The organism is Alteromonas sp. V450, from assembly GCF_001885075.1.
Lineage (GTDB): Bacteria > Pseudomonadota > Gammaproteobacteria > Enterobacterales > Alteromonadaceae > Alteromonas.
In genome coordinates, this window is sequence record NZ_MODU01000004.1 from 2,129,743 (window position 1) to 2,152,409 (window position 22,667).

Here is a 22,667-nt window from a genome sequence, read left to right on the forward strand (position 1 = left end):
AACTCCTAGCTTTCTCTTGTTTTGAATAAGCGTAATCTGTTTGCGTTGGAAACTACCGTTAATGAAGAGAACGCCATAGCAGCACCAGCAATAACGGGGCTCAGCAAAATGCCGAATACAGGATAAAGCACGCCTGCCGCCACAGGGATCCCTGCGATGTTGTATATAAAAGCTCCAAATAAGTTTTGTTTTATATTTTTTAATGTCGCTTTACTCACTGCAATAGCATCTGCAAGACCATGTAAAGAGCCTCTCATTAAAGTAACATCGGCACTTTCGATGGCCACATCAGTACCTGTACCAATTGCAAAACCAACGTCTGCTAATGCCAAAGCTGGAGCGTCATTGATACCGTCTCCAGTCATACCAACAATTTCACCTAAGTTCTGAAGTTCCTTAACTTTACTAGCTTTATCTTCAGGAAGAACTTCTGCGTAAAATTCAGAGATCCCCACTTTTAACGCAACCGCCGCTGCGGTCTCTCTGTTGTCGCCAGTCAGCATAATCACTTTAATACCGTTTGCTTGCAGTCTCTTAATGGCAGAAATGGAGTCATGTTTAATAGGGTCTGCCACCGCAATAATTGCAGCCAACTCGCCATCAATAGCAAAGTACATTGGAGTTTTAGCTTCTTTCGCTAGGGATTGTGCTCTTCCTGTAAAACCAGTCAGGTCTACATCTTCTTCAGCCATCAATTTAGCGTTGCCGAACAATAGCGACTTTCCTTCACATCTTGCTTTAACACCTTGGCCTGTAATCGCTTTAAATGATTGAATTTTTAACAGTTCGATTTTTTTCAGAGCAGCACTTTCTAAGATTGCTTCTGCAAGAGGATGTTCAGAACCATTTTCTAAACTGGCAGCTAACTGAAGCACTGACTTTTCATCTGTGGCATTTGCTAAGACTATATCAGTAACTTTAGGAGCGCCCTCTGTAATTGTGCCTGTTTTATCCAAAATCATTGCCGTAACTTTTGATGCTGTTTGTAATGCTTCACCGTTACGAATTAATACGCCAGCCTCAGCAGCTTTTCCAACGCCAACCATCACTGACATAGGAGTTGCTAAGCCCAATGCGCATGGACAAGCAATAATCAAAACTGTTGTCGCAGAAACGGTAGCAAATGCAATGGCAGGCTCAGGACCTAAGTTGAGCCACGCTAAAGCACTTAACACAGAAATTATCATCACAGCTGGCACAAAATAGGCTGAAATAGAATCAGCTAAGCGACCAATAGGTGGTTTTGAATTTTGTGCTTTCTTTACCATATTAATAATTTGAGCAAGCGCAGTGTCTTTTCCAACTCGAGTAGCCCTAAAAAGGATTAAGCCTGACTTGTTAAGTGTTCCTGCCACTACTTGATCACTCACATTTTTTTCAACAGGTATTGGTTCACCTGTCAGCATTGACTCATCTATAGCGGTATGACCGTCCACGACTTCACCATCTACAGGAACTTTTTGGCCAGGCTTAACCTTTACAACGTCGTTCTCTAAGACTTGCTCAATACCTATTTCAACCTCTTTATTGTCTCGAATAACAATAGCCGTTTTTGCTTGCAACCCAATCAAACGTTTTATGGCTTGTGATGTCTTGCCCCGTGCTTTTAGTTCAAGTGCTAAACCTAAGTTGATTAACCCAATGATCATTGCTGTAGCTTCGAAATATACATGGCGAGCCATTAAGGGAAGTACGTCAGGTGAAAGCACAACAACCATTGAATAAATCCAAGCTGTGCCTGTGCCTACAGCTATAAGTGTATCCATATTGGCAGAGTGATTTTTGAAACTGTTCCATGCACCAACATAAAAATGCTTACCTGAAAAATACATCACACCCAAAGTGGCAATACCTACAATAAGCCATGATATTCGCTCTGTTGTTGTAACAACGGTCATCTCACCAATGAACAACCCATAGATCATTAGTGGAATACCTAGAGACAGTGCAATAAAAGTATCTCGCAGTAACTTCTTGTAATACTCCCAATCAGCAGCTTCTTTCTCATCCAAAATCTGATCCGCTTTTGCGTTATCCAATAGTTTTGCATTGTAGCCAGCCGACTCGACCGCTCTGATTAGTTCACTTGCGTGCGCTGTACCAGAAACCATCACCGTTCTATCTGCAAAGTTCATTTCAGCTGAAACAACTCCCGCAGTTGATTGAATTGCGGATTCAATTTTACCAACACAACTCGCACAACCTGCGCCTTCGATAATAAGTTGCTGGCTAGGTTCTTTATTTTTCATCACTTGGTTCCTCCTCATTTAGAGGCTCGAAACTATCGATAAGATGACAAACCATCGTAGATGTTGGTGCTTTATCCTCTTTACATTCCCATTGCTCTAGGGCACTGCTCATATTTTCACGTAACTTTAGCATTGCTTGGAATTGTTTTTCTGTTTCAGCTAATCGCTCTTTAATAAGCGTTCGAACCAATGGACATGCAGCTTTGCCATGACTAGCCTCATCAACTATTTGCTGAATATCAGACACCGAAAAGCCAAGTTGCCTTGCACTTAAGATAAACTTGAATCGAGAAACCTCTGTGGGCGGATAATATTTGTAGCCATTTTCCGACTTTATCGGATTAAGCAACTTCAAACGCGTGTAATACCTTACTGTATCAGGCGTTGTGCCATAAGCCTTGGCTAGTTCGGACACTTTCATATGACCTCGCAACTTAAAATATTTGAGTAGTTAAGTTGAGTGTAGACCTGTGTGTAAGACACAGGTCAATACTAATTTTAAGTCATGGGTCTAATGTGACCAATGAATATGTTTGATTTTCCACTCACCACTTTGTTTTTCAAGCACCATGGTTTCCATGCCTTGATAATTGCGGTCTTTGCCCTTGTAGGTGCCTACTGTGTGAGTACGTGAAGCAGATATAGCGGTATCCCCCAAAACAGTCACTTGATGTTCTAATATTTTGCTATCGACAGCTGCTAGGTATTTCATATCTGACAACATGTGGTGATGAGCATATTCATTCGCACTTCTTTCCACACGCCCCCCTTCATATATAGTGACATCATCAGCTAACAGACTTCTCGCTGTTTTTTTGTCGCCGGTTTTTAGTGCTAGATGAAATGCAACTACTACTTTCGCAGCGGGAGTATCAGCCCCTTTAAATAAGCCTTGCTCTTTACTTTTATCACCATGTGCATTAGCAAGTATACTGGTTGTCACTAATAAGCTGAGTATTATCTTTATTATTTTCATTTTTAATTTCTCTTTTAAAGGTAGCTTTCAGGACCAACTAAACTTGTTAGTGCTGATGTAGTTACTAAAATGGCGAGCGCTATCACTATTTCAATGGAAATAGATTTAGATAACATTTCTCGGCCGGTTGAATTGTTAAGTGCAGGAACTAGCTTAAATTTGTGCCTTGCTGCGAGTAATAAAATTAAATTAACTAAAATCAATTTAAAAAGAAGGACTTGTCCATAAGAAGTGGTCACAAGGGCGTCAATACTGCCTACAAGCTGAATAGATAACCAAAGGCCAGCAATAATTATCAGTGTCACCATGGGAACGGCTTGCTTGCCAAATTTTTCCATTAGTATAAAAAGCTCATTATGCGCTAAAACACTACAAGCGTACCTCAACGGTAACAACGCCCCCATCCACCATGCGATTAAAAGGACATGAAAAATTAGCGTTATTCTTTCTAGCCAAGCTAATTCGGAGACATGTCCCAATACTGAAAATGAGTATGCCAGTAGTAGCAAACTGCACAAATAAAGTAAGTGAAGAACATAGCGCTTTATCTTAGTAGGTTTACTATATACAAAAAAAACAAATGCAAATATTGCAATTGAAAAGCCAATGGAACGATAAAACGTTACTTCGCCAATAGAGGAACCCCACATGAGCTCAATCATGTCGCTATCCAGAGCTCCTCTAATACCATCTTCAGCCATTGCACCTGTGCTAGCTATGAACCATATAAAATTGGCAACGAGCCCAACAAAAATCCAACCATTGATTAGCTTTAAAAATGTCGAAGGTGTTGTTGTCGTTTTCTGTTGAGCTTTCTGTTGAATTTGATCAATAACTTGTCCAAGAAATGTATAACTAGCGATACTTACAAAGCCAAGGTAAAACGAAAAATTTGACAGTACAATTAGCGTACTCCAGATATACATTTCCATAGAATTTATCACTCCAAATTAATGAACCATAAAGCCAAAGCTTTCTTTCATTTTATGGCCATCCTTACCTAAAAACGTGGCCTCAACGATGTAATTTGCAGGTGCCAATTTAGGGAGTTTCCATGAGAATTCTCTGTTCGACTCTTTCGTTGGCTTAAAACCAAATTTAATCTTTTCACCTTGTTTATTTTTAAGTGACAACTTTACGATCTTTACATTTTTAGTGAAGCTCAAAGATAAGGTCTCTGGAGACTTCATTAGCATTGCATTATCTGTAGGCATTGACGCTTTTAAACTGACATGAGCTAACGCACTCACGCTAAATGTCATAATTACGACCATAATAGTTTTGATTAATGTATTCATGTTTTTACCTCTTTATACTTTATGAATTAACGAGTAAATTTATCTTTAAATATAAGCTGTGAAGGCACACCAATATCTAGGATCATATTTTCAACTTCCTCCATCATTGCCGCAGGCCCACACAGATAAAACTCAGTAGCGAAAGGCTGCACATTTTCACTGAGTTGCGACAGCAATGATTTTTGTACGTAGCCTCGATTACCTTTCCACTGTGGAGAAGGTGCTGATAATGTTGGTATATAAGTGAAATTGTCATGGCTCTGCTCTAACGCTTCTAACTCACTTTGGTATAACAAGTCTTCTTCCGTTCTAGCACCATAAATCAGTATCATCTCGTCTTGATGGTTGTGCTTTTTCAATTCTTCGAAAATGATGGCTCTCAAAGGAGCTAAGCCTGAACCTGCCCCAATAAATATACGTCGATGTTTGTTAGTGCTACCGGGTTGGGACATCGCAAAGAAATCAGAATATGGACCTCTAGCCGTTACTGTTTCTCCCACTTCAAGTGCCCCTAAATACGAAGATCCAATACCCGCTCTATGACCATCGGCACTGGTTTGCCAACGTATGTTAAACGTTAGTTCATCGGTTTCTTGGTCAAAATTCGCTAAGGAGTAATGACGGCTTGCGCCACTGTGGGTAAACCTTCCATGAGCATATTCGCTCCAGTATTTTTCAAATGCCTGGGGCATATCATTTGGACGCAAATCATTCATACCTGCTGGTATGTCAAATTCCATATACGCACCCGCTTTGTATGTAAGTGGGTTGCCAGACTTAACCTTAAATTTCACTTCCTTGATGAATGGGGTTATGAACTGTGATGCAACGACTATTAATTCGTGGGTTTCAATTTTATTACTGGACATAACCTCCACAGAATCAACTTCTGAAATGGTATGCTGACAGCCTAGTCGATAACCTTGAGCCAATTCTTCTTCAGTTAGCTGTTCTATTTCAGCTGAAGTTGGAGGAAGGTCATTTTCGCTCTTAAAGACACATTTGCCACAGGTTCCACCACCTCCGCAGCTAGAAGGCAAGTAAACATGCGAGTTAGCTAACCCCTCAAGGATTGAATGATTTTCAGAAGCTGACACATCACAGCTTGTTCCCGCCTCAGCAAACGTCACAGCAACTGTTTGATTGCTTTGATGCCACTTCAATTTGAGTAATCCATTCTTGTATAGTTGGACTAACCAAATAACGCCTGTAATTGATAAGAGTAAGGTACAAATGGCAAAAACAATTATCCACCAATGATTAAAGCCACCTGAATTTCCGTAGTCCATAAAGTGCAGCTTCATCATTAGGTCTTTAAGTCTGAAATCGTCATTGGCATGTCGAAGTACTTTACCTGTCGCTGCATCTAGGTAGATGGTTGTATTGTTTTTATCTCGAACGTTAACTTTCCACATCGGATTTTGTTGAGCAACATAGTCGTCAAATGGTGGTTGTGAGAGCTCTGGTTTCAACAATTCTCCTGGACCCGAATATGATTGCTGAGCAATGATTAACACCTGTGACGAAGACAGCTTAAAAGGTTCTCCCGTTACAGCATCGAATAATTCAGAACGGCTTTTCTGGTAACTGTGTTGGCCCGCTTGGTAAACGAAGTGATAGTAGGGGCGTTCCAGAATCCATATCAGTTTTACGCTTATCGGCTGAATGTCCTTTGACACGCGACCTACGACAGAAACAGGTTTAAGTTCAAACGCTGATAACTTGTGGTCACTATGAGAGTGAACACGATATTCATGTCCACCTGCTTTATGATGATCCATCAAATTGAAATAAACGCCGGTTCCCAACCAAATAAGTAATTGAATTCCCACCACTAAAGAAAGCCACTTATGGAGGGTTTTGCTTGATTTAATAAATGACATTAAACCGCCTCACTTTTATTTGGCGCAGCTACACGGTAGTAAGTCAGGACAGCACCAGCCAATGCGGCTAAAAGTCCTAGCGACGCAACTAGCAACAAAAACCAGTTTGAGACATTTTCACCGTCGTCATAGTCCATAATGTGAAAACGCCACATCCAATCAAATAGTCGCCAAAAGTCATGTCTTTTAGCCACTACAGTTCCTGTATTTTGATTTACATATAACGTAGGCGAAGAAAGCCCTTCAAACTTGATCTGCCAAAACGGTAGGTGTCTAGGTGACAATTCCGCCGGCATCTCAGATGCTGAAGTCATTATAGTTAATGCTTCAATCTGCCCCGAACCGGCATAGTGGTAGTTGCCGATTTTTCTGGCCATGGTTTCGTCAATCTGAGGTATAACGTCACCAGTATTTGCGTCTACCGCGACTTTGCCTTCACCCCCATTGGTAAAACGATACACTTGCTTATCCAAAAGCTTACCTAGAGAGATATCTTTAGCCTCTGGAAAATTCTCGATTAAAGAAGCTGTAGTGAAGTTAACCTCGTTCAGCTCAAGTGTTTGATTTTGATTCTTTACTAAGGTTTCGCCATGTATATGGTGAATATCCATGCTCACCATATATAAACCTGTAATAGACCAGAACAGGAACTGCACGCCAATAAACGCCATGATCCATTTGTGATATTTACGGCTGGATTTCAACAAGTTGAACGGCGGTTTTGTTGGCTGTTGAACTGTTCTAACACGCCACAGATAGTAAATTGCAGGTAGTACGATTAAGGTTAAAATCACAGCGCTAGCCATGCCTCCAACCATAGGTGCAGCTATACGACTCATGACTTCTGAGCCGGTGCCTGTTCCATAGAGAATAGGCATTAATCCAATTATAATGGTCGCCACTGTCATCATTACTGGACGGATACGCATACCTGCGCCTTCCATAATCGCTTGCGCTAATTTTTGCTTGGTGAATGGTGTATTAGCTTGTTCACATTCTTCTTTTGCGCTCTGGTATGCTTGATTGAGGTATACAAGCATGATTACCCCAATTTCCACAGCCACCCCAGCTAGTGCAATAAACCCAACACCCACTGCCACTGAGAAATTAAAACCTTCTAAATACATCAACCATAGGCCTCCAATCATGGCCATAGGCAAGGTAGCAATAATAATCGCTACTTCACTAAATGATCGGAAATTTAGATAAAGCAGAATGACAATAATTGCAAAGGTTAGTGGCAATACGTATGTAAGTTTCTCTTTAGCACGTTCCATGTACTCATATTGACCAGCCCATGTAATCGAATAACCAGCTGGAAGCTCTAGATTATTGGCCAAATAAGATTTTGCATTTTCTACATAAGTACCAACATCTACGCCATCAATGTCGATAAACGTCCAGCCATTAATTCGAGCATTCTCACTCTTAATCCCTGGAGGCCCGTTTTCAACTCTAATGTCTGCAACATCACCTAATGCTATTCGTTGACCATTAGGCGTAACAACTGGCAACCTCGCAAGCTGCTCTGGAGAATCACGATAATCCTGAGGATAACGCAAATTGACGGGGTATCTCTCTTGTCCTTCAACGGTTTGGGTAACATTCATTCCGCCTATCGCTGTAGATACAACTTGTTGAACATCTTCAATATTAAGACCAAAGCGACTCGCTTTATCGCGAGATATATCAACTTTAATATATCGACCTCCGGCAACGCGCTCAGAGTACACAGAGGCTGTACCTGCAACCTGCGGCAGCAGTTGTTCTATTTGCTGGCCAATCTCCTGAATAGTATCCAAATCAGGACCTGCAACTTTGATCCCTACAGGCGTCTTAATCCCAGTAGCAAGCATGTCGATACGTGTTTTGATTGGCATTACCCACGCATTGGTTAAGCCCGGAAATTTAACTAACTTATCAAACTCAGCTTTCAATGAGTCGGTTGTCACACCTTCACGCCACTGATCTTTTGGCTTAAGTTGTATAAAGGTTTCAATCATGGTTAATGGTGCAGGATCTGTTGCTGTTTCAGCTCGGCCAACCTTACCAAATACGTTTTCAACTTCAGGTACCGTGCGAATAAGCTTATCCGTTTGCTGTAACAACTCCCTTGCTTTACCTATTGAAATACCAGGATATGTGGTAGGCATATACATTAAATCGCCTTCATCCAACGGAGGGATGAACTCACTACCGATTTTATCAACAGGCCAAAAGCCAACAATTGTCACTAAAATGGCTGCGACAATAGTCGCTTTCGGGAACTTCATCACCAATCTTAAAACCGGCATATACATGGCAATAAGCAACCTGTTTAACGGATTTTTCTTTTCAGAGACTATTTTCCCTCGGATAAAGTAACCCATTAAGACCGGCACTAATGTAATTGCAAGACCCGCTGATGCTGCCATTGCGTAAGTTTTTGTATAAGCGAGCGGTGAAAACATTCTGCCTTCTTGGGCTTCCAAGATAAACACAGGCAAGAATGAGACGGTAATAATGAGCAAACTGAAAAACAGTGCAGGACCAACTTCACTTGCCGCTTTAGCAACGATTTGCCATCTGTTTTCATCTGTCAGAGGTATTCCCTTTTTATTGAGAGCTTCCATGTGCTTGTGCATATTCTCAATCATGACTATGGCACCATCTGTCATAGCACCAATTGCAATAGCAATACCGCCAAGAGACATGATGTTTGCATTAATCCCTTGCATATACATGATGATGAAAGACACCAAGATGCCTAACGGCAGCGTGATTACGGCGACAATTGAAGAACGAAGATGAAACAAAAATGCTGCACAAACTAAGGCTACAACGACTAACTCTTCGAGTAACTTTTTCCAAAGGTTGTCTACAGCGTTGTTTATCAATTTAGATCTATCGTAAACAGGGACAACTTCGACGCCTTCAGGCAGTGAAGATTTAAGTGATGCAAGTTTCTCTTTTACACCATTGATAGTTTGCTGCGCATTTTCACCAAAGCGCATGACTACAACACCACCAACAACTTCACCCTCACCATTAAGTTCGGCTATCCCTCGACGCATTTGAGGGCCTAGATTGACGTTTGCGACATCTCCTATACGAAGGGGTGTGCCTTGCTCGTTAATACCTAATGGTATTTTTTCGATGTCTTGTACAGATTGGATATAACCTGTCGCAGTAACCATATACTCGGCTTCTGCCATTTCGACAACTGATGCACCAGTTTCCTTATTACCTCGTTTAAGCGCCATTTGGATATGACTTAACGGTACGTTGTAGGCTCTCAGTTTGTCAGGATCAACCTGAACTTGGTATTGCTTAACCATTCCGCCCACTGCGGCGACTTCAGACACACCTGGGACAGTTTGGAGTTCATATTTTAGAAACCAATCCTGAATACTTCTTAGTTGGCTTAAATCGTGATTACCAGACTTATCCGTTAAAGCATAAATGTATACCCAACCCACACCTGTTGCGTCAGGTCCCAATTGCGGTTTGGCCGAGTCAGGTAAACTAGAGGCTACTTGGCTTAAGTATTCAAGAACGCGGCTTCTTGCCCAATACAAGTCGGTGTCATCATCAAATATGATGTAAACATATGAATCACCGAAAAACGAGTAACCTCGAACGGTTTGAGCACCTGGAACCGATAACATGGCTGTTGTTAGCGGGAATGTAACCTGATCCTGAACAACCTGTGGTGCTTGACCCGGATAGCTAGTTTTAATGATCACCTGCACATCCGATAGATCAGGGATCGCATCAACAGGCGTATTCTTTAATGAAAATAGTCCACCGAAGGCAATGATTAACGTTATGAGTACAACGAAAAATCGATTGCCTACAGACCATCTAATAATTGATTCAATCATTACTGGTCTCCGTATTAATGGTGCGAGTGATCAACAGCAGAGCTGTTTTGTTCATTCGAATGTGGCATAGCTGCATTACGAGAAATCTCTGTAATGACAAAGTCATCTCTAATTTCAAATGTAAAGCCAATTTCATCGCCAACATTAACGCTAGAAAGGTCAAGGTCATCTGCCAATACAAAGTCCATTGTTGCAGCAGGTCTGTCCCACTTTTCAATCGGGCCTCGACTAATGTTTAGCGTGCGAGATGTGGGTTCGATAGAGTTTATTGTTCCAGTTACTGTTGCTGATGAAACTTCTGGCTGTGACATGATATGAATACCCGTAACTTCATAGCCTCCGTCTTCTGTTTTTGACACTTCGAAATGCAACGTTTGGCCTGCTTTTAATGAATCGATATCAACACTATCAGCTACATTGAAATCCATCGTCATTTCTGGCCAATCCCAAGCCTCAGCTGGACCATGAGTAATGGTGGCCATTCTATGTCCTGCCATAACACTATTTATTTCTCCTTCCATCCAAACTGATTCAGGAACTTCTTCGTGTGTCATTCTTTTAAAGTCAGAGCTTTTGCTAGACTCTGAATCAATTAGGAATTGAGCAGATGTGACAACAACATCGTCTTCATTTAAACCTTCCAGAATCTCGATGTTTTCTTGATCAACCCGCCCAATCGAAACTTCGATAGATTTAAATTGCCCATCCCCTAGAGCGAGTACTACGCGGTCTTGTTTACCCGTTCTTATAACCGCTTCCTTAGGCACCAAAACTGCGTTTTCGCCTTGATTAGCATGAATAGATACTTGCGCAAACATATTGGGTTTTAATTGATGCTCCGGGTTATCAAATTTCAATCTCACTCGAAGCGTTCTTGTTTTACTGTTTAAGGTTGGATAGACATAATCAACAATGCCTGCCCATTCTTGACCAGGCAGATAGTCAAGTGTCATTGAAACAGGCAACCCTTCTTTGATTATTGCTGCGTCTCGCTCGAAGACTTCAGCTTCAACCCAAACTTGTTCCAATTTACCAATACTTAATAATGTATTTCCTGGCTTGACGAAAAATCCTTCACGGATTTTTAATCCATCTACTACGCCTGATTGAGGTGAGTAGAAAGTGATGCTTTGTTGAACTTTACGATCTCGCGATAACTGTTCAATAAAATCGTTAGATAATTGCAGTGCCTTAAGGCGATCTTTAGCAGCAGAAATCAACGACTTATTGTTACGATTTAACGCAATTAGCAGCTCCTCTTGCGCATTAACGAGCTGAGGAGAGTAAAGCGTATATAAGGGCTGACCTTTCTCTACTGGGTTACCAGCTGCTTTAACAAATAGTTTTTCAATCCAACCATCAACTCGAGGATGAATATGTACGAGTTGATCTTCATCATATTGAACGTAGCCCACCGTGTTGATTTCTGAGTGCATTGTTTTCAACTCAACTGGTGACGTCCTAACCCCAAGGTTATTGACGACATGAGGAGAGATAGTAACTGCTCCCGGACCAAAGTCGTCATTCGCAGAGTCTTCCTCATATACCGGAATCAAATCCATCCCCATCGGCGATTTGCCCGGCTGATCTCTTCGATAGTTAGAGTCCATTGGTGCTACCCAATACAAAGGTTTCTTCTCACCAGACTCTTCACCTTGCTCAGATGAGGTGGGCGAACCTTGGAACATATTCAATGCGCCAGCACCTAAAATAGCGCCAATTATGGCTGCGGCAATTAATTTAATTTGAGGTTTATTGTTCGACATTATTTATCTCCAAATTTCGCATTTGAGCCATTTTTAAACCCGTCACCAACCTGATGTGAGGGTACTGCTGCGAAAAAGTAGTTGATTCGTGCAACGGTTTTTAACGTTTCTACATCAATTTTTAATGCAGCTATTCTGGCGTTCAATTCAGCAATTCTGGCCCTAACCACTTCAGCAAAATCACCATCATCGTTGGTATAAGCAGTTAAGGAAGCCTCTGCTTGTTCATGCATTTGCTTCAATAAGTTATCTTTATAGAGTGACTGACGTTCCGACAAACGATTAAGCTGCCTTAGCTCTTTTTCAACGGCACTGATCATTTGCTTTGTCAGCAATAACTTCTCTGTTTTAACTGCTTCTGACTCTGCAATCGATGCTGCAACTTGTTTATCTTGTCGGTTCTCTGTGAAAAGTGGTAAATCGAATGAAACACCTACAGAAAATAAGTCGGCTCGCTCATCACCCGAAGGCATATCGTCTCTATATCCATAACTTGCATTAACGCCCCATTGAGGTTTGTATTGCTGTTTCGCAAGTTCAATCCCTTTTTCTGAAACCTTTCTCTTTATATCTATTGCTAATATTGCAGGGTGGTCTGAAAACTCGATCGCAAGCTTATTTCTCGAGTATCCTGTTGATTTCAACAGAGACGGGTTCTCTAGCCTTATTGTCGGGAGCTGCTCTGATACCCCAAATGCATTAGGTTGCGAATCAAAATCAAATACGTCATCTAAATTGCTGCTGTCATATACGTGCAACCATTCATTCAATAGAGCAATTGTCGTTTCAAGCTTTTGCTTTTGAGCTGTAAGTCTGTCTTCCAACTGAACAATTTCAAGCTGTGCTCTAATGACATCTTGCTGCCTTGTTTTACCTACGGCGTTCGAATAACTAGCCCTTGCTACTTCGGCCATTTGTTCAAAAAGAGTCCAATCCGACTCAATAAGCGCGATAGTTTGTTGCGCTTGATAAGCATCTAACCAAAGCTCAGATACTTTAGTTTTTAATTTTGCTTTTCGGTCTTCACGCATTAAAGGGAACTTAGAAGCTTCTATTTTTAATTGTTTTTCTTTTATCTCTAAGCTGTCTCCGCGGGGGAACATTTGAGATACACCAACTTTAAACTGCGTCATACCCTCTTGGTCAAAATCCCATGAATCAGTAGGTAAATTCATCATGCTTATTGAAACCTTGGGATCTGGTAGAGAGCTTGTTGCGACACTTCGATTTTCCACAGCCGACTGTTTTAGCTTACTACCATGCAGCCAAGGATCATTTTGCTCTGCAAGAGCAAGTGCTTGCTCGAGTGATATCGTCTTTTGTGCATGAGCAGAGAAGACTGACGTGCCTAACATTAAGCTTAAAGCCAATGTTGAAATAGTCGACATCTTGCCGGTTGAGGTGAAAGTCTTCATTAGAATTGTTCCTCGTAAGTATTAACTTCTGCGTAAACCTTACTAGAACCATCTTTAAGAAGGATAAGGATCTTGTAAGGCATAAAGCGATCGTCCACTTCCATTCCGGGTGAGCCCACAGGCATGGCAGGTACAGATAGACCTATAGCATTTGGATGTTCTTCAGTTAGGAATTTTTTGATAAATTTAGCAGGAACGTGGCCTTCAAAGGCAAAGCCACCTCGACTCACGGCAGTATGGCAAGAGCGATAGTTTGGCTTGATACCATATTTATTCTTGATAGAACTTATACTGCGGTAGTCTTTTGAATGGGCAACAATACCCTCATCTTCAATATGACGTATCCACTTTTTACAACAACCACAGGTTGGGGTTTTATAAACCAATAGTTCGAATAATTTTTCGTCTTGTCGTTTCTCTTCAGCTTGCGCAAAAAGAGGTAAAAGCATTGCAAACAATGCTATGTTAAAAAATCTAATCATTTTTGCCCCCAGATTACTCTGGATTATTTCAAACAAAACTTCGTAAAGAGTGTTCGTTTGAGGTTTAACGTTTTATATAGAGAGTGTGCGAGAAAGGACGCTTTAACAAATAAAGCAGACGCACTTATCCTGTGTTAGGCAAAAATCGGTGGACGATATAGAGAAGTGGGGATTGACTTAGTTTGGTTAAGTGGCTGGAAAGATACACCTTCGCTTAAACGAGCCAAATATGCAGTTTTGGGCTCAGAGCCCACAATGCTAATACTCATACACGCACTGGCTGGACATACGCAATCTGAACCACAACATTCTTCATGGTTTTGTTGGCCACTTTGGTCAACAGAAGAATGATTCATCGAGGCATGATCCATACTTGAATGGTCCATAGAATCATGGCTCATATTCATATGAGACTCGTGTGAGCCATCAGACATTTCGCAAGACATAGAAGAATACGCCAATGCCTGCCCGATAAAGGCAATCAGCATAGCCGCAACTACTAAAACTTTTGAAAGTGGCTTTAACATATAAATCTCAATTAGAAATACTTCTACAGATTATTTCATTTGGATAAAAAAGTAAATGATGGAATTAAGTAGAGTAAAGTTCACATGCTTATGCTCGATGAAAAAGCCTGCATTCCTCAAGAGAAATCGCCTCTTTGAATTTGATTTAATAAGTCCAAAACTCGATTCGGCTCTAACTCCAATAACTCAGCTGGGGCAACTCCATTTAATTGCGCTTTAGGAACCAACAACCACTTTGTAGCTCTCTCTGGCTCGAGGTAGAGCTTTAATAAAATCTTTTTAATTTCAGGATTATCCCTTACTAAGTGTTCAAACATAGTTTCATAATTCATTATGATAATTTCCTCTTAGATTTACAACATTTCAGTTAACAGATGGCTTTATTTGATAAAAAGCCCCTCTTTTAAATGGTCCAATACTTTTATTAACTCGTTTAAACCTCCTGAGCTTACGACTTCAAGGGGCGTTTTACCTTTAAAAGTGCCGTTGTGATTTGGCATTCTCATAAAACCATTAATGTTGTCTGGGTTGTTGAACATAATTTTTAACGCTTGATCGATTTGTAAAATCAGTCTGCTCCTTTCTTCAAGCTCTGTTTCATTAACTCCTAACGGCAATATCGAATCAATTTGCACAGAACTTGCTTTCCAATTTTGCAAAATTTTCTGAGCTTTTATAACTGCGTATTCATCTAACATGGTTCACTCCTTTATTTTTACTTGCCCGCTTCGCGGAACTGAAACCAGTTGCACTGTAAGCACCTGAAAATCTGCGTTTAGACCAATTTCATCAAATATGTGTCAAGCGATATATTGGCAAAATCGGTTACTTGTACAGCGTTCGGTCATCCCGAATCAATGACTTAGCAAATTCACTGTTGCAAATTTTTTAATTCTCATTATTCTCTTTTTTGAGGCCAAAATAATTTCTCTTTTGGTGAGAAATTCCTTCCTGCTTACTACTTTTAACTGTTATTCATAACTCTCTGGATTTGTTCACAGCTTGCTGTGGTATATAACGATTAGTTTGAAATCAAACAAACACCGTATACCAATTTAAAAAATTCGAGCTAATCAAACACAGGATTAACCACCACGCTTATAACGTTGACTGCGTGGAATTTCAGCAGGAAGCTGCGAATACAACCAATCTTTGTCGTGCTTAAACAGCCAGGTATAACTAGAGGAAACTGCCTTCTTTACTTCTTGGCGGGAAGTACTGCTTTGAACAGCTGAAATTAACTGGCCACGATGCTTCTTGAGTAGATTGTGAAAACGAATTTTCTTTCTAAGCTGAACAAGTTCAGGGTGACAAGAAAGTATTTGCTCAACTGCTCCCACTGACGTTTCTACCGAAGCAGCTATATTTTGCGTAGACAGACCAACTAAGAGCTTGCGCCATATTTCACGTCTTTTGCGTTCGTCAATAAATTGAGATCGTCTATGAATAGCAATTCCAGATATCTGTGCAATTTTCTTCGTATAACCAATGCTCACTCCACATAGAGAAGAAGTCTGCCTTAAGCTATAACCATTTTCTAAAAAGCTCAGTATCTTTTTGTCAGGCATACTGCGAGCTAAGTTATCACCATTTACTTCAACCTTAGAATCCACACAAGGTTCTTGCCCTTTCTCAAATAAACGATATATCGACATAAATTCATCAAATGTATTAAACATATGACCAATAACTAGCAAATGCTTTAAAGGATGAAATGTCTTACTTTTTCCATATAACAAGTTTGCTGGATACTGCCAGGATTTGGACTTGCTTAAAATCTGTGAAATTTGCGGTTCATCGCAAATAGACTCCCAATAAAGCCTTAGGTGTTTTCGCCATTGACTGACCTTAATGCGAATTGACTGGTTACATGTTGCTAACCCGAGTTCTACTAAACGATGACGATAAACACGATTAATAATTTCTGAATTAAGCCCATAGCCGCCCAACTTAAATATGTTTTGGCTTAGCATTGCGAGTTTCACTGCTTTTTCATTTACTGTGCTAAGACTTGCTTTTTCAGTTGGAGGCAATATTAAGCGTTTTCGGTTTACCTTTATGCCTTCGAGTTTACAGTCATGAATTGCACAAGCTAAAGCGCCTGGGAGTTGATGCTGTAAATGCCAATAGCACCATGCATACTTTTCGATGTCTTGTTTCGTACATAATGGGCAATACTTTAGTTCGCCTGTCATTTTTGAACGATTAGCAACCAACGACATTTTTGATTCTAAATTTAATGTTCCACCGGCTAATAAAAGCTGTTCAACTTTAGTGGACACAGCTTGTGATAAGAATGTTCGATACAAGGGATAAACAGTATGTTTATACAACAACTGCTGAAATGGAATACCTGAAAATAACGAAACTTGGGATATGAAGCTAGGAAAAGAGGCACTCCACTGCTTACTTGAGCTTCCTATTTTGTATTTTAACGCACACGCCAACGTTGGATATCCATCCATTAAACAACAGCGAATAAGGTAACTATAAATGGTCTCGTCTGGCAGGAGTACTAACATAGTACCTCCCGACAATAACGGCTGAATAACAGATGAATTAGTGGCGCATAATCATAACTTTTAAATACATAAGTACTGACATTAAATGCGGGATGCTCTGAGTTACTCCTGCGATTTGGCAAAGGTGATAAATGATTTAATAAGTTGAGTGAGTCAATCCAGTTTCCAAATAAGTCTTGCTGAACACTAATTTGATTTCTCTCAGCTACAGACCACTGCCGCTTAAATTCGCCAAAGCCGTACTGTACTTTTAAGCATTCTTTAACTTTATTTTTATCAAACTTTAAGCTTCCATTTAAAATACCGTTTGCACTTCTTTCAATCCATAAATCGTCGTAACTATCTTCTCTATGACGCTCTGAGAATGTACTTCCACATTTAGGGCAACTCGCTGAGGGGCCAGGCCCTTGCAAAATTGAAGACCAAGCAAAACCGCAGCTCTGACAACCGGATAATAATAATGCCCCATGTTTGGTACATCGTTTTTTGAGCGGAAATTGGTGTTCACAATGCCAATAAGCAACTCCACACTCATCTTCATCATCGAATATACATTCAGGGCACCACTTCCAGCCTTTATGAACCTGTTCCAGATTTGCATGTTTGAGTTGTAACTTGCTGGGATACTTTACTTGCTCCGCCAATACATTGGAAAAGTCACTTTCAATTAAACTGGTATAAACATTTAATAACGTATTGTTAAGCGCTAATTGATGGTGGTATTTGGGTAAGTATTGCTTGAGAATATCGGTATAAACAGATTGCCAATAACTGTTCGAATTAACTTTACTAACATTTGATGACACTCGTTTAGCTACTTTAACGTATTCCTTCCGGCCTTGGGGTAAGACGTAGCGCATTAAACAACCAAGAAGGTGCTCTTTTTCAAAAGGGGCAGGAAAGTGATAGACGCTCATAAGCACTAGCCTTTATGATCATTATTAATGTCTGGAACACTTACCCGCTTTTGGATTTTCTTTCCTTTCTGTTCTTCTAATGCCCAAACAACATTATTAGCATCATCTCGGTTCAATAGATTCTCTAGCATGTCTTCATTGCCCGTTTCGTGCAAACGTCTCAATGCTTCAGCTAACGGACCGAATTGCTCAATAAATATGTCTTCCAGTAGTTCTTCTTCGGGTATATCTGTCACACTCAACGCTATTCGATGATAAAGCTGCGCTAACCTCGTGATAACAGCTAATAAGCCAGCACTTAAAGTTGCTACCTTAAATTTAAAAGATTCACTAAACCCCTTTTGCTTCTGACTGAGGGATGCGGGAAAGAAGGCACTAAATAAATCATCAAATAAATCGGAGTCTATCGGGGCAAGCTCAAACACATATATCTGATCAGAATAGACGCGACGAGTTGTCGTTATTACATCGAGGTTATTCGAAAACTCAGCTGGCACAGGATCAAATAACTTTAAGCCTTCCGGCGTACAACTGGTTAAAGTCGGTACAGACAACTTATTAAAAAGAGCTTCGACGGCTTGCAAAGTAACAGAGTTTCGCCCTGAGCCAAACTTCAGCATAAATTGCATTTCATCAATGTGAATAAACCCGATATTGTACTTTAGTATCAGTAGTTGCATCGCCGCATAATGATGCTCTATTCCCTCTGATTTTCGCCCCTTCCATTCATTGTAGTAATTGCTACCAATTGCCATGTCTATTGCTCTAAAGAACGCTAATGCTAGTGCTTTAGGTGAGTCACTAGCTGGCATATCAAAGCTTAACCATACTATTTGAGTTAGCTTCTCTGGTGTATTATCAAACTCGGGATGAATGATCACCTGTGGAATTGCTAGCAGTGTTCGTCGAATTGTTGTTGTTTTGCCGCTACCCGAAGGGCCGGTGACAACTGCATTACTAGTGGTTGTTAGTGGACTAAGAGGAGATACAAATATTTTTTCATAGATCTCATCACGCTTTTTAAGCATTGATAAACTTGATAATTCTCTTTGAAACCTCCGAATTTCGGGTTTCCTAGGATCTCGGTTAATATATCCAAATAAAATTGCAGACAAAATATCTTCATAAAGTGCCGCAGACCAAGGGTGTACGACATTAATGCAGCTCAGCCGATGTAATGCTGTTTTTTGATAAACACCGTTTAGACTTTGAATATTACTTGGTAATTTAGGAATATATCCTATTTCACTTTCAACAACGTCTGTATCTTTAACCGTGATAGCCCGGATCAATGGATTATCGTTTAACCATTCATCTTGATGATTATGATATACAGCCTCTTCAATGAGCACAGGTTTAGGAAAAGCTGGGTCGAATAATTTCATTTGTCCCCCTTACCATTATTTTTTGAACGCTGTAGTCGAGAGTTTAAGCTTCGTTTCTTTGGCTTCTTAGTTTGAGGCTTTATTTGTACTTCCTCATGATCGCCCTCACTTGCTTCTGTCTTCTCTATTTGCCCAATCGCTTGCTTATTACGTTTATCAATCTGAGCTTTATCAATAATCGCTTGCTCATCTTTTCGTTCTTGAATACCTTTTTGACGGGACTTTACTGTATTTTCAGGTATCCCACTTATCTCTTCTTTATTCCTATCAAGTAAGTCACGCTGTTGCTGCTCTTTGATTAATTCTTGCCTCGCTTTTTCGCGTTTGGCAGCATGCTTTTCTCTAGCGTATTCGTGCTGACGAATGGCCACAGCCTCCCAAGTCTGATGCATAAATCGACGACTTTTATCAGGTTTTATTTTCAAAGCGATGACTTCGTTTTCGGGCGTTTGATACCAAATTAAATCCGCTGAAACTCTACTCCATTTAACCGTAATCGGAAAAACTCCGAACTGCTTGGCTCGAAAATACCACTTTTGCTGCTTAGCATAAGGAGACGTGTAGTAAACTCCTTGAAACTTAATACCCTGAGCTGTAACTGAAGCCTCGTTTTCAGGAAGACACGCTAATCTGATCCTGCCCTCATCTTTTTCAGTTGTTGGGTTACCACCTCCCATTTCTTCACCGATAAAAAAGTCAAAGATCGACTGAGCAGAAAGACCCGCACGTTTTTTTGCCGCTTTAAAATCATGATGTTCTTCTCTTAGGTTTGTATGGTTTTGATAGATTACCTCTAAAATAATCGCTTGATACAAAGACTCTAAATCCCAAACGGCGTTTTGCGATGGGTCCTGCTCTTCTCTGCGTACTTCATATACTGCACCTGGTTGATAATGAAGAAAGCTATCGTTAATAACACCGAATTTTCTTTCGGCTACAGCCTTAGCAACCCCCATATAACTTCGGGTCTTTGTCCACTCCTGAATACCTAAATTTGCTTTTAAAAGTGGCGATATATTCCCCAATGAATACTCTCCACCATTATCACTATTAATCCAGTAACATAGATGGTGGCATGGCCAATCTTTTTTATTTATTTTAAGACCATAGCGTGCAGCAAAAGAGACTTTATCCATAAATGCATTAACTAACGCCTCAGCAGCCCCAACCCAGTCAGGACCATGAAACCCTATATATATTCCAACAATACATGTAGAGAAAACGTCGACAACGACATAAAGCACAGGTCTCCCCATAGATAATCTTTCATTCTCTGAATATGGGTAACGAACGTGGATATCCATGACTGTTGCATCAATCTCATATAAATGCGTTGGCCCGATTAAAAACTCCCATGTAGATCCACTTCTATCAGCATGATCTTTATCAAAAACAATCTGTCCTTTGGCTGCTCTGATTTTATCTTCTTGAGTTATAAACTTTTGAAAATGGTATCTAAATTGCGCATCAGATAAACAATCAGGCTCTTCATCCCATTTTAGTTTTTTATTCGTACCGTAGGGGGTTGCCTCATCAACAAATCGGCATTCATTTTCACGCCGATACAATAACCGGGCTCGAGCAGTAATATTTTTTCGTGCTGAGCTAATAACAGCCGTAACAGTTTTCTTAATTTTTTTTATTTCTTTTTTAGTGATCCCTGGAGCCACTGAAAAAACGGATTGATGCAAATGACCAAGCAGCTTAGGTGAAATAGTTTTACGTCCACGCTTTACATTTTCTACCCCACGTTCTTCAGGGATAAAATAATTACTACCGCAATTCTGATAGTCAAAAGGTAACAAAGCATTGTTGGTGCAACCATAAGTGATATAGCGATTTAGCTGTCTGTAATAATTACTAGATTTTTTCCAAATAGTGTTTTCTATTAGTAGAGCTCCTATTTTTTCTCCAACCCCGCTCCCGTATAAATATTCACGTACAGTGTCCTCGTTAAGTAAAGAACCTACTATGTTGAGCTTTTTATCCCGTTTAGCTACCCAATGCTCTTTGCCAGACTTAATTAATTTTTCATCGTCAAAATTAATCCATGCCGGCAACATTTCAACTGTCCGGTGTAGTTTGTTTTTTTTAATATAATCGGCAAATTTTTCAAAATTATATACCTTAGGTTTACAACAAGGCTTTCCTTCTTCTAAACGAACCAAATCAACCACAGCAATCAGAGCTAGATCTATTGCTACGTGGCAAACTTTAACTTGAATAGATTGCTTGATATCGCTAAAAACTTCATTAACGCTAAACATTACGCGTTCACCGCTACCGGCTCTGAAAGCCTAATTGGATATTCAATATTGAGACTGAGTTCATGATGATATGCAGCAAACTGAAAGATTGCTTGGGCATCTCGAAATGAACTGTTCATAAGCTTACACACATTGCTTAAGTGTTCTTCTAGCCATGCCCGAGGGTTATTCTTGTAACTCTTGATAAAATACGCTTTAAATAGCTCTAGCTCTTGCAGCTCTATATTTAAGTCATGCCGCATCTGAAACCAAGTAATATTTTGAACAGCTACCTTTGAGGTGTCTCTTTCGGTTGCCTGAATAAATTTGACGTTCTTTTCTAGCCAGTAAATTTCTTCTATCTTATTTTTTTGCCAAGTCCGCCAGCTCTTTTGGATGACAAAACCATCTTCAGAATATTGGTAAATGGCATCCCAATATTTAAAGTTATAGGATTGTTGATAAACCTCACCAGTCTCGAAATCAACACGATCAACTAACAAGTCAGTTGTCATGATATACAATTCTTTAGTCTTCCAATTTCTGGGGTGAATAAATTTTAAACTTTTAGCAATTTCCAGTGTTTTTGGGAGGTGCAGTGGAAATTGCTCTCTAATACCGAGAATATCAGGCTCAAAGATCAGTCGCTTATAAGCATTTGCTTCTCCATCGCTAAGAAGATGAATTAATCGTTTCTGTATAGGGCAGGAATATAAATGTCTTCGACTAATAGAATTAACAGCGTCAATATTGATAAACGGACGATAGTATTGAAAATGATGCGCCAATTTTTGCTTACGAGCATCATCACACTTTTCTTTCCACTCTCTAAGTTTGGCTAATTCTTTTATGTTTACTTTATAAATCGGTTTCATTTTCACACCTATATCCAATTAATTTAGATATAGAGCAAAAATAACAAAAGATCAAAATAACCTACAATTTCAACAACTTACATAATATAACGATAAATATAAGAAATGTCATATTAATTTCTATGTCCTTGATTTTAAAAAAATTGCTTTTTGACATTTTTGAGTTCACCAAAGCCAATAGCCAGTGAAAATATATTAGTTTCTTTCTGTGGCTCCTCCTTAAAGTGGCTCTCGCACATATTCAAGTTAAGTTAAAAAATCAA

At 40.0% G+C, this 22,667-nt stretch carries 18 protein-coding genes; all 18 read right to left on the reverse strand.

Annotation, left to right across the window (positions count from 1 at the left end):
- Window positions 1-5: 5 nt before the first annotated feature.
- A complete protein-coding gene (locus BK026_RS09365; protein WP_071815618.1) occupies window positions 6-2,249 on the reverse strand; it encodes a heavy metal translocating P-type ATPase in 2,244 nt (747 codons plus the stop codon).
- Entirely contained in the window at window positions 2,239-2,670 is a 432-nt protein-coding gene (locus BK026_RS09370) for a MerR family transcriptional regulator (protein ID WP_071815619.1), read from the reverse strand. The genes BK026_RS09365 and BK026_RS09370 overlap by 11 nt, the downstream gene beginning before the upstream one ends.
- 90 nt (window positions 2,671-2,760) lie before the next feature.
- A complete protein-coding gene (locus BK026_RS09375) occupies window positions 2,761-3,225 on the reverse strand; it encodes a nuclear transport factor 2 family protein (protein ID WP_071815620.1) in 465 nt (154 codons plus the stop codon).
- A gap of 14 nt (window positions 3,226-3,239) precedes the next feature.
- Complete coding sequence (locus tag BK026_RS09380) at window positions 3,240-4,157, reverse strand: copper resistance D family protein (RefSeq protein ID WP_071815621.1); 918 nt, start codon at window positions 4,155-4,157, stop codon at window positions 3,240-3,242.
- A gap of 18 nt (window positions 4,158-4,175) precedes the next feature.
- A complete protein-coding gene (locus BK026_RS09385) occupies window positions 4,176-4,523 on the reverse strand; it encodes a copper resistance CopC family protein (protein ID WP_071815622.1) in 348 nt (115 codons plus the stop codon).
- Between the two features lie 26 nt (window positions 4,524-4,549).
- A complete protein-coding gene (locus BK026_RS09390; RefSeq protein ID WP_071815623.1) occupies window positions 4,550-6,406 on the reverse strand; it encodes a 2Fe-2S iron-sulfur cluster-binding protein in 1,857 nt (618 codons plus the stop codon).
- Window positions 6,406-10,269, reverse strand: a complete 3,864-nt coding sequence (locus tag BK026_RS09395; RefSeq protein WP_071815624.1) for an efflux RND transporter permease subunit — start codon at window positions 10,267-10,269, stop codon at window positions 6,406-6,408. Before BK026_RS09395 ends, BK026_RS09390 begins: the two co-directional genes overlap by 1 nt.
- Before the next feature lie 14 nt (window positions 10,270-10,283).
- Window positions 10,284-12,035 carry an efflux RND transporter periplasmic adaptor subunit gene (locus tag BK026_RS09400; protein WP_071815625.1) on the reverse strand — a complete coding sequence of 584 codons (1,752 nt, stop codon included), beginning with the start codon at window positions 12,033-12,035 and terminating at the stop codon, window positions 10,284-10,286.
- Window positions 12,035-13,450, reverse strand: a complete 1,416-nt coding sequence (locus tag BK026_RS09405) for a TolC family protein (protein ID WP_083575061.1) — start codon at window positions 13,448-13,450, stop codon at window positions 12,035-12,037. The genes BK026_RS09400 and BK026_RS09405 overlap by 1 nt, the downstream gene beginning before the upstream one ends.
- Window positions 13,450-13,899 carry a DUF411 domain-containing protein gene (locus BK026_RS09410; RefSeq protein WP_371264981.1) on the reverse strand — a complete coding sequence of 150 codons (450 nt, stop codon included), beginning with the start codon at window positions 13,897-13,899 and terminating at the stop codon, window positions 13,450-13,452. The genes BK026_RS09405 and BK026_RS09410 overlap by 1 nt, the downstream gene beginning before the upstream one ends.
- 167 nt (window positions 13,900-14,066) lie before the next feature.
- Window positions 14,067-14,459, reverse strand: a complete 393-nt coding sequence (locus BK026_RS09415; RefSeq protein WP_071815626.1) for a hypothetical protein — start codon at window positions 14,457-14,459, stop codon at window positions 14,067-14,069.
- A gap of 116 nt (window positions 14,460-14,575) precedes the next feature.
- Window positions 14,576-14,791 carry an antitoxin Xre/MbcA/ParS toxin-binding domain-containing protein gene (locus tag BK026_RS09420; RefSeq protein WP_071815627.1) on the reverse strand — a complete coding sequence of 72 codons (216 nt, stop codon included), beginning with the start codon at window positions 14,789-14,791 and terminating at the stop codon, window positions 14,576-14,578.
- Between the two features lie 48 nt (window positions 14,792-14,839).
- Entirely contained in the window at window positions 14,840-15,157 is a 318-nt protein-coding gene (locus BK026_RS09425; RefSeq protein ID WP_071815628.1) for an MbcA/ParS/Xre antitoxin family protein, read from the reverse strand.
- A 387-nt stretch (window positions 15,158-15,544) separates the two neighbouring features.
- Complete coding sequence (locus tag BK026_RS09430; protein WP_371264973.1) at window positions 15,545-16,924, reverse strand: TnsD family Tn7-like transposition protein; 1,380 nt, start codon at window positions 16,922-16,924, stop codon at window positions 15,545-15,547.
- Between the two features lie 50 nt (window positions 16,925-16,974).
- The gene (locus BK026_RS09435; RefSeq protein ID WP_071815630.1) at window positions 16,975-17,898 is read right to left on the reverse strand and encodes a TniQ family protein; all 924 of its coding nucleotides are present in this window, start codon (window positions 17,896-17,898) and stop codon (window positions 16,975-16,977) included.
- A 5-nt stretch (window positions 17,899-17,903) separates the two neighbouring features.
- Entirely contained in the window at window positions 17,904-19,283 is a 1,380-nt protein-coding gene (locus BK026_RS09440; protein ID WP_071815631.1) for an ATP-binding protein, read from the reverse strand.
- Window positions 19,280-21,550 (reverse strand): hypothetical protein, encoded by a 2,271-nt coding sequence (locus BK026_RS09445; RefSeq protein ID WP_071815632.1) that lies wholly within the window; start codon window positions 21,548-21,550, stop codon window positions 19,280-19,282. Before BK026_RS09445 ends, BK026_RS09440 begins: the two co-directional genes overlap by 4 nt.
- Complete coding sequence (locus tag BK026_RS09450) at window positions 21,550-22,404, reverse strand: TnsA endonuclease N-terminal domain-containing protein (RefSeq protein WP_071815633.1); 855 nt, start codon at window positions 22,402-22,404, stop codon at window positions 21,550-21,552. The genes BK026_RS09445 and BK026_RS09450 overlap by 1 nt, the downstream gene beginning before the upstream one ends.
- Window positions 22,405-22,667 lie beyond the last annotated feature (263 nt).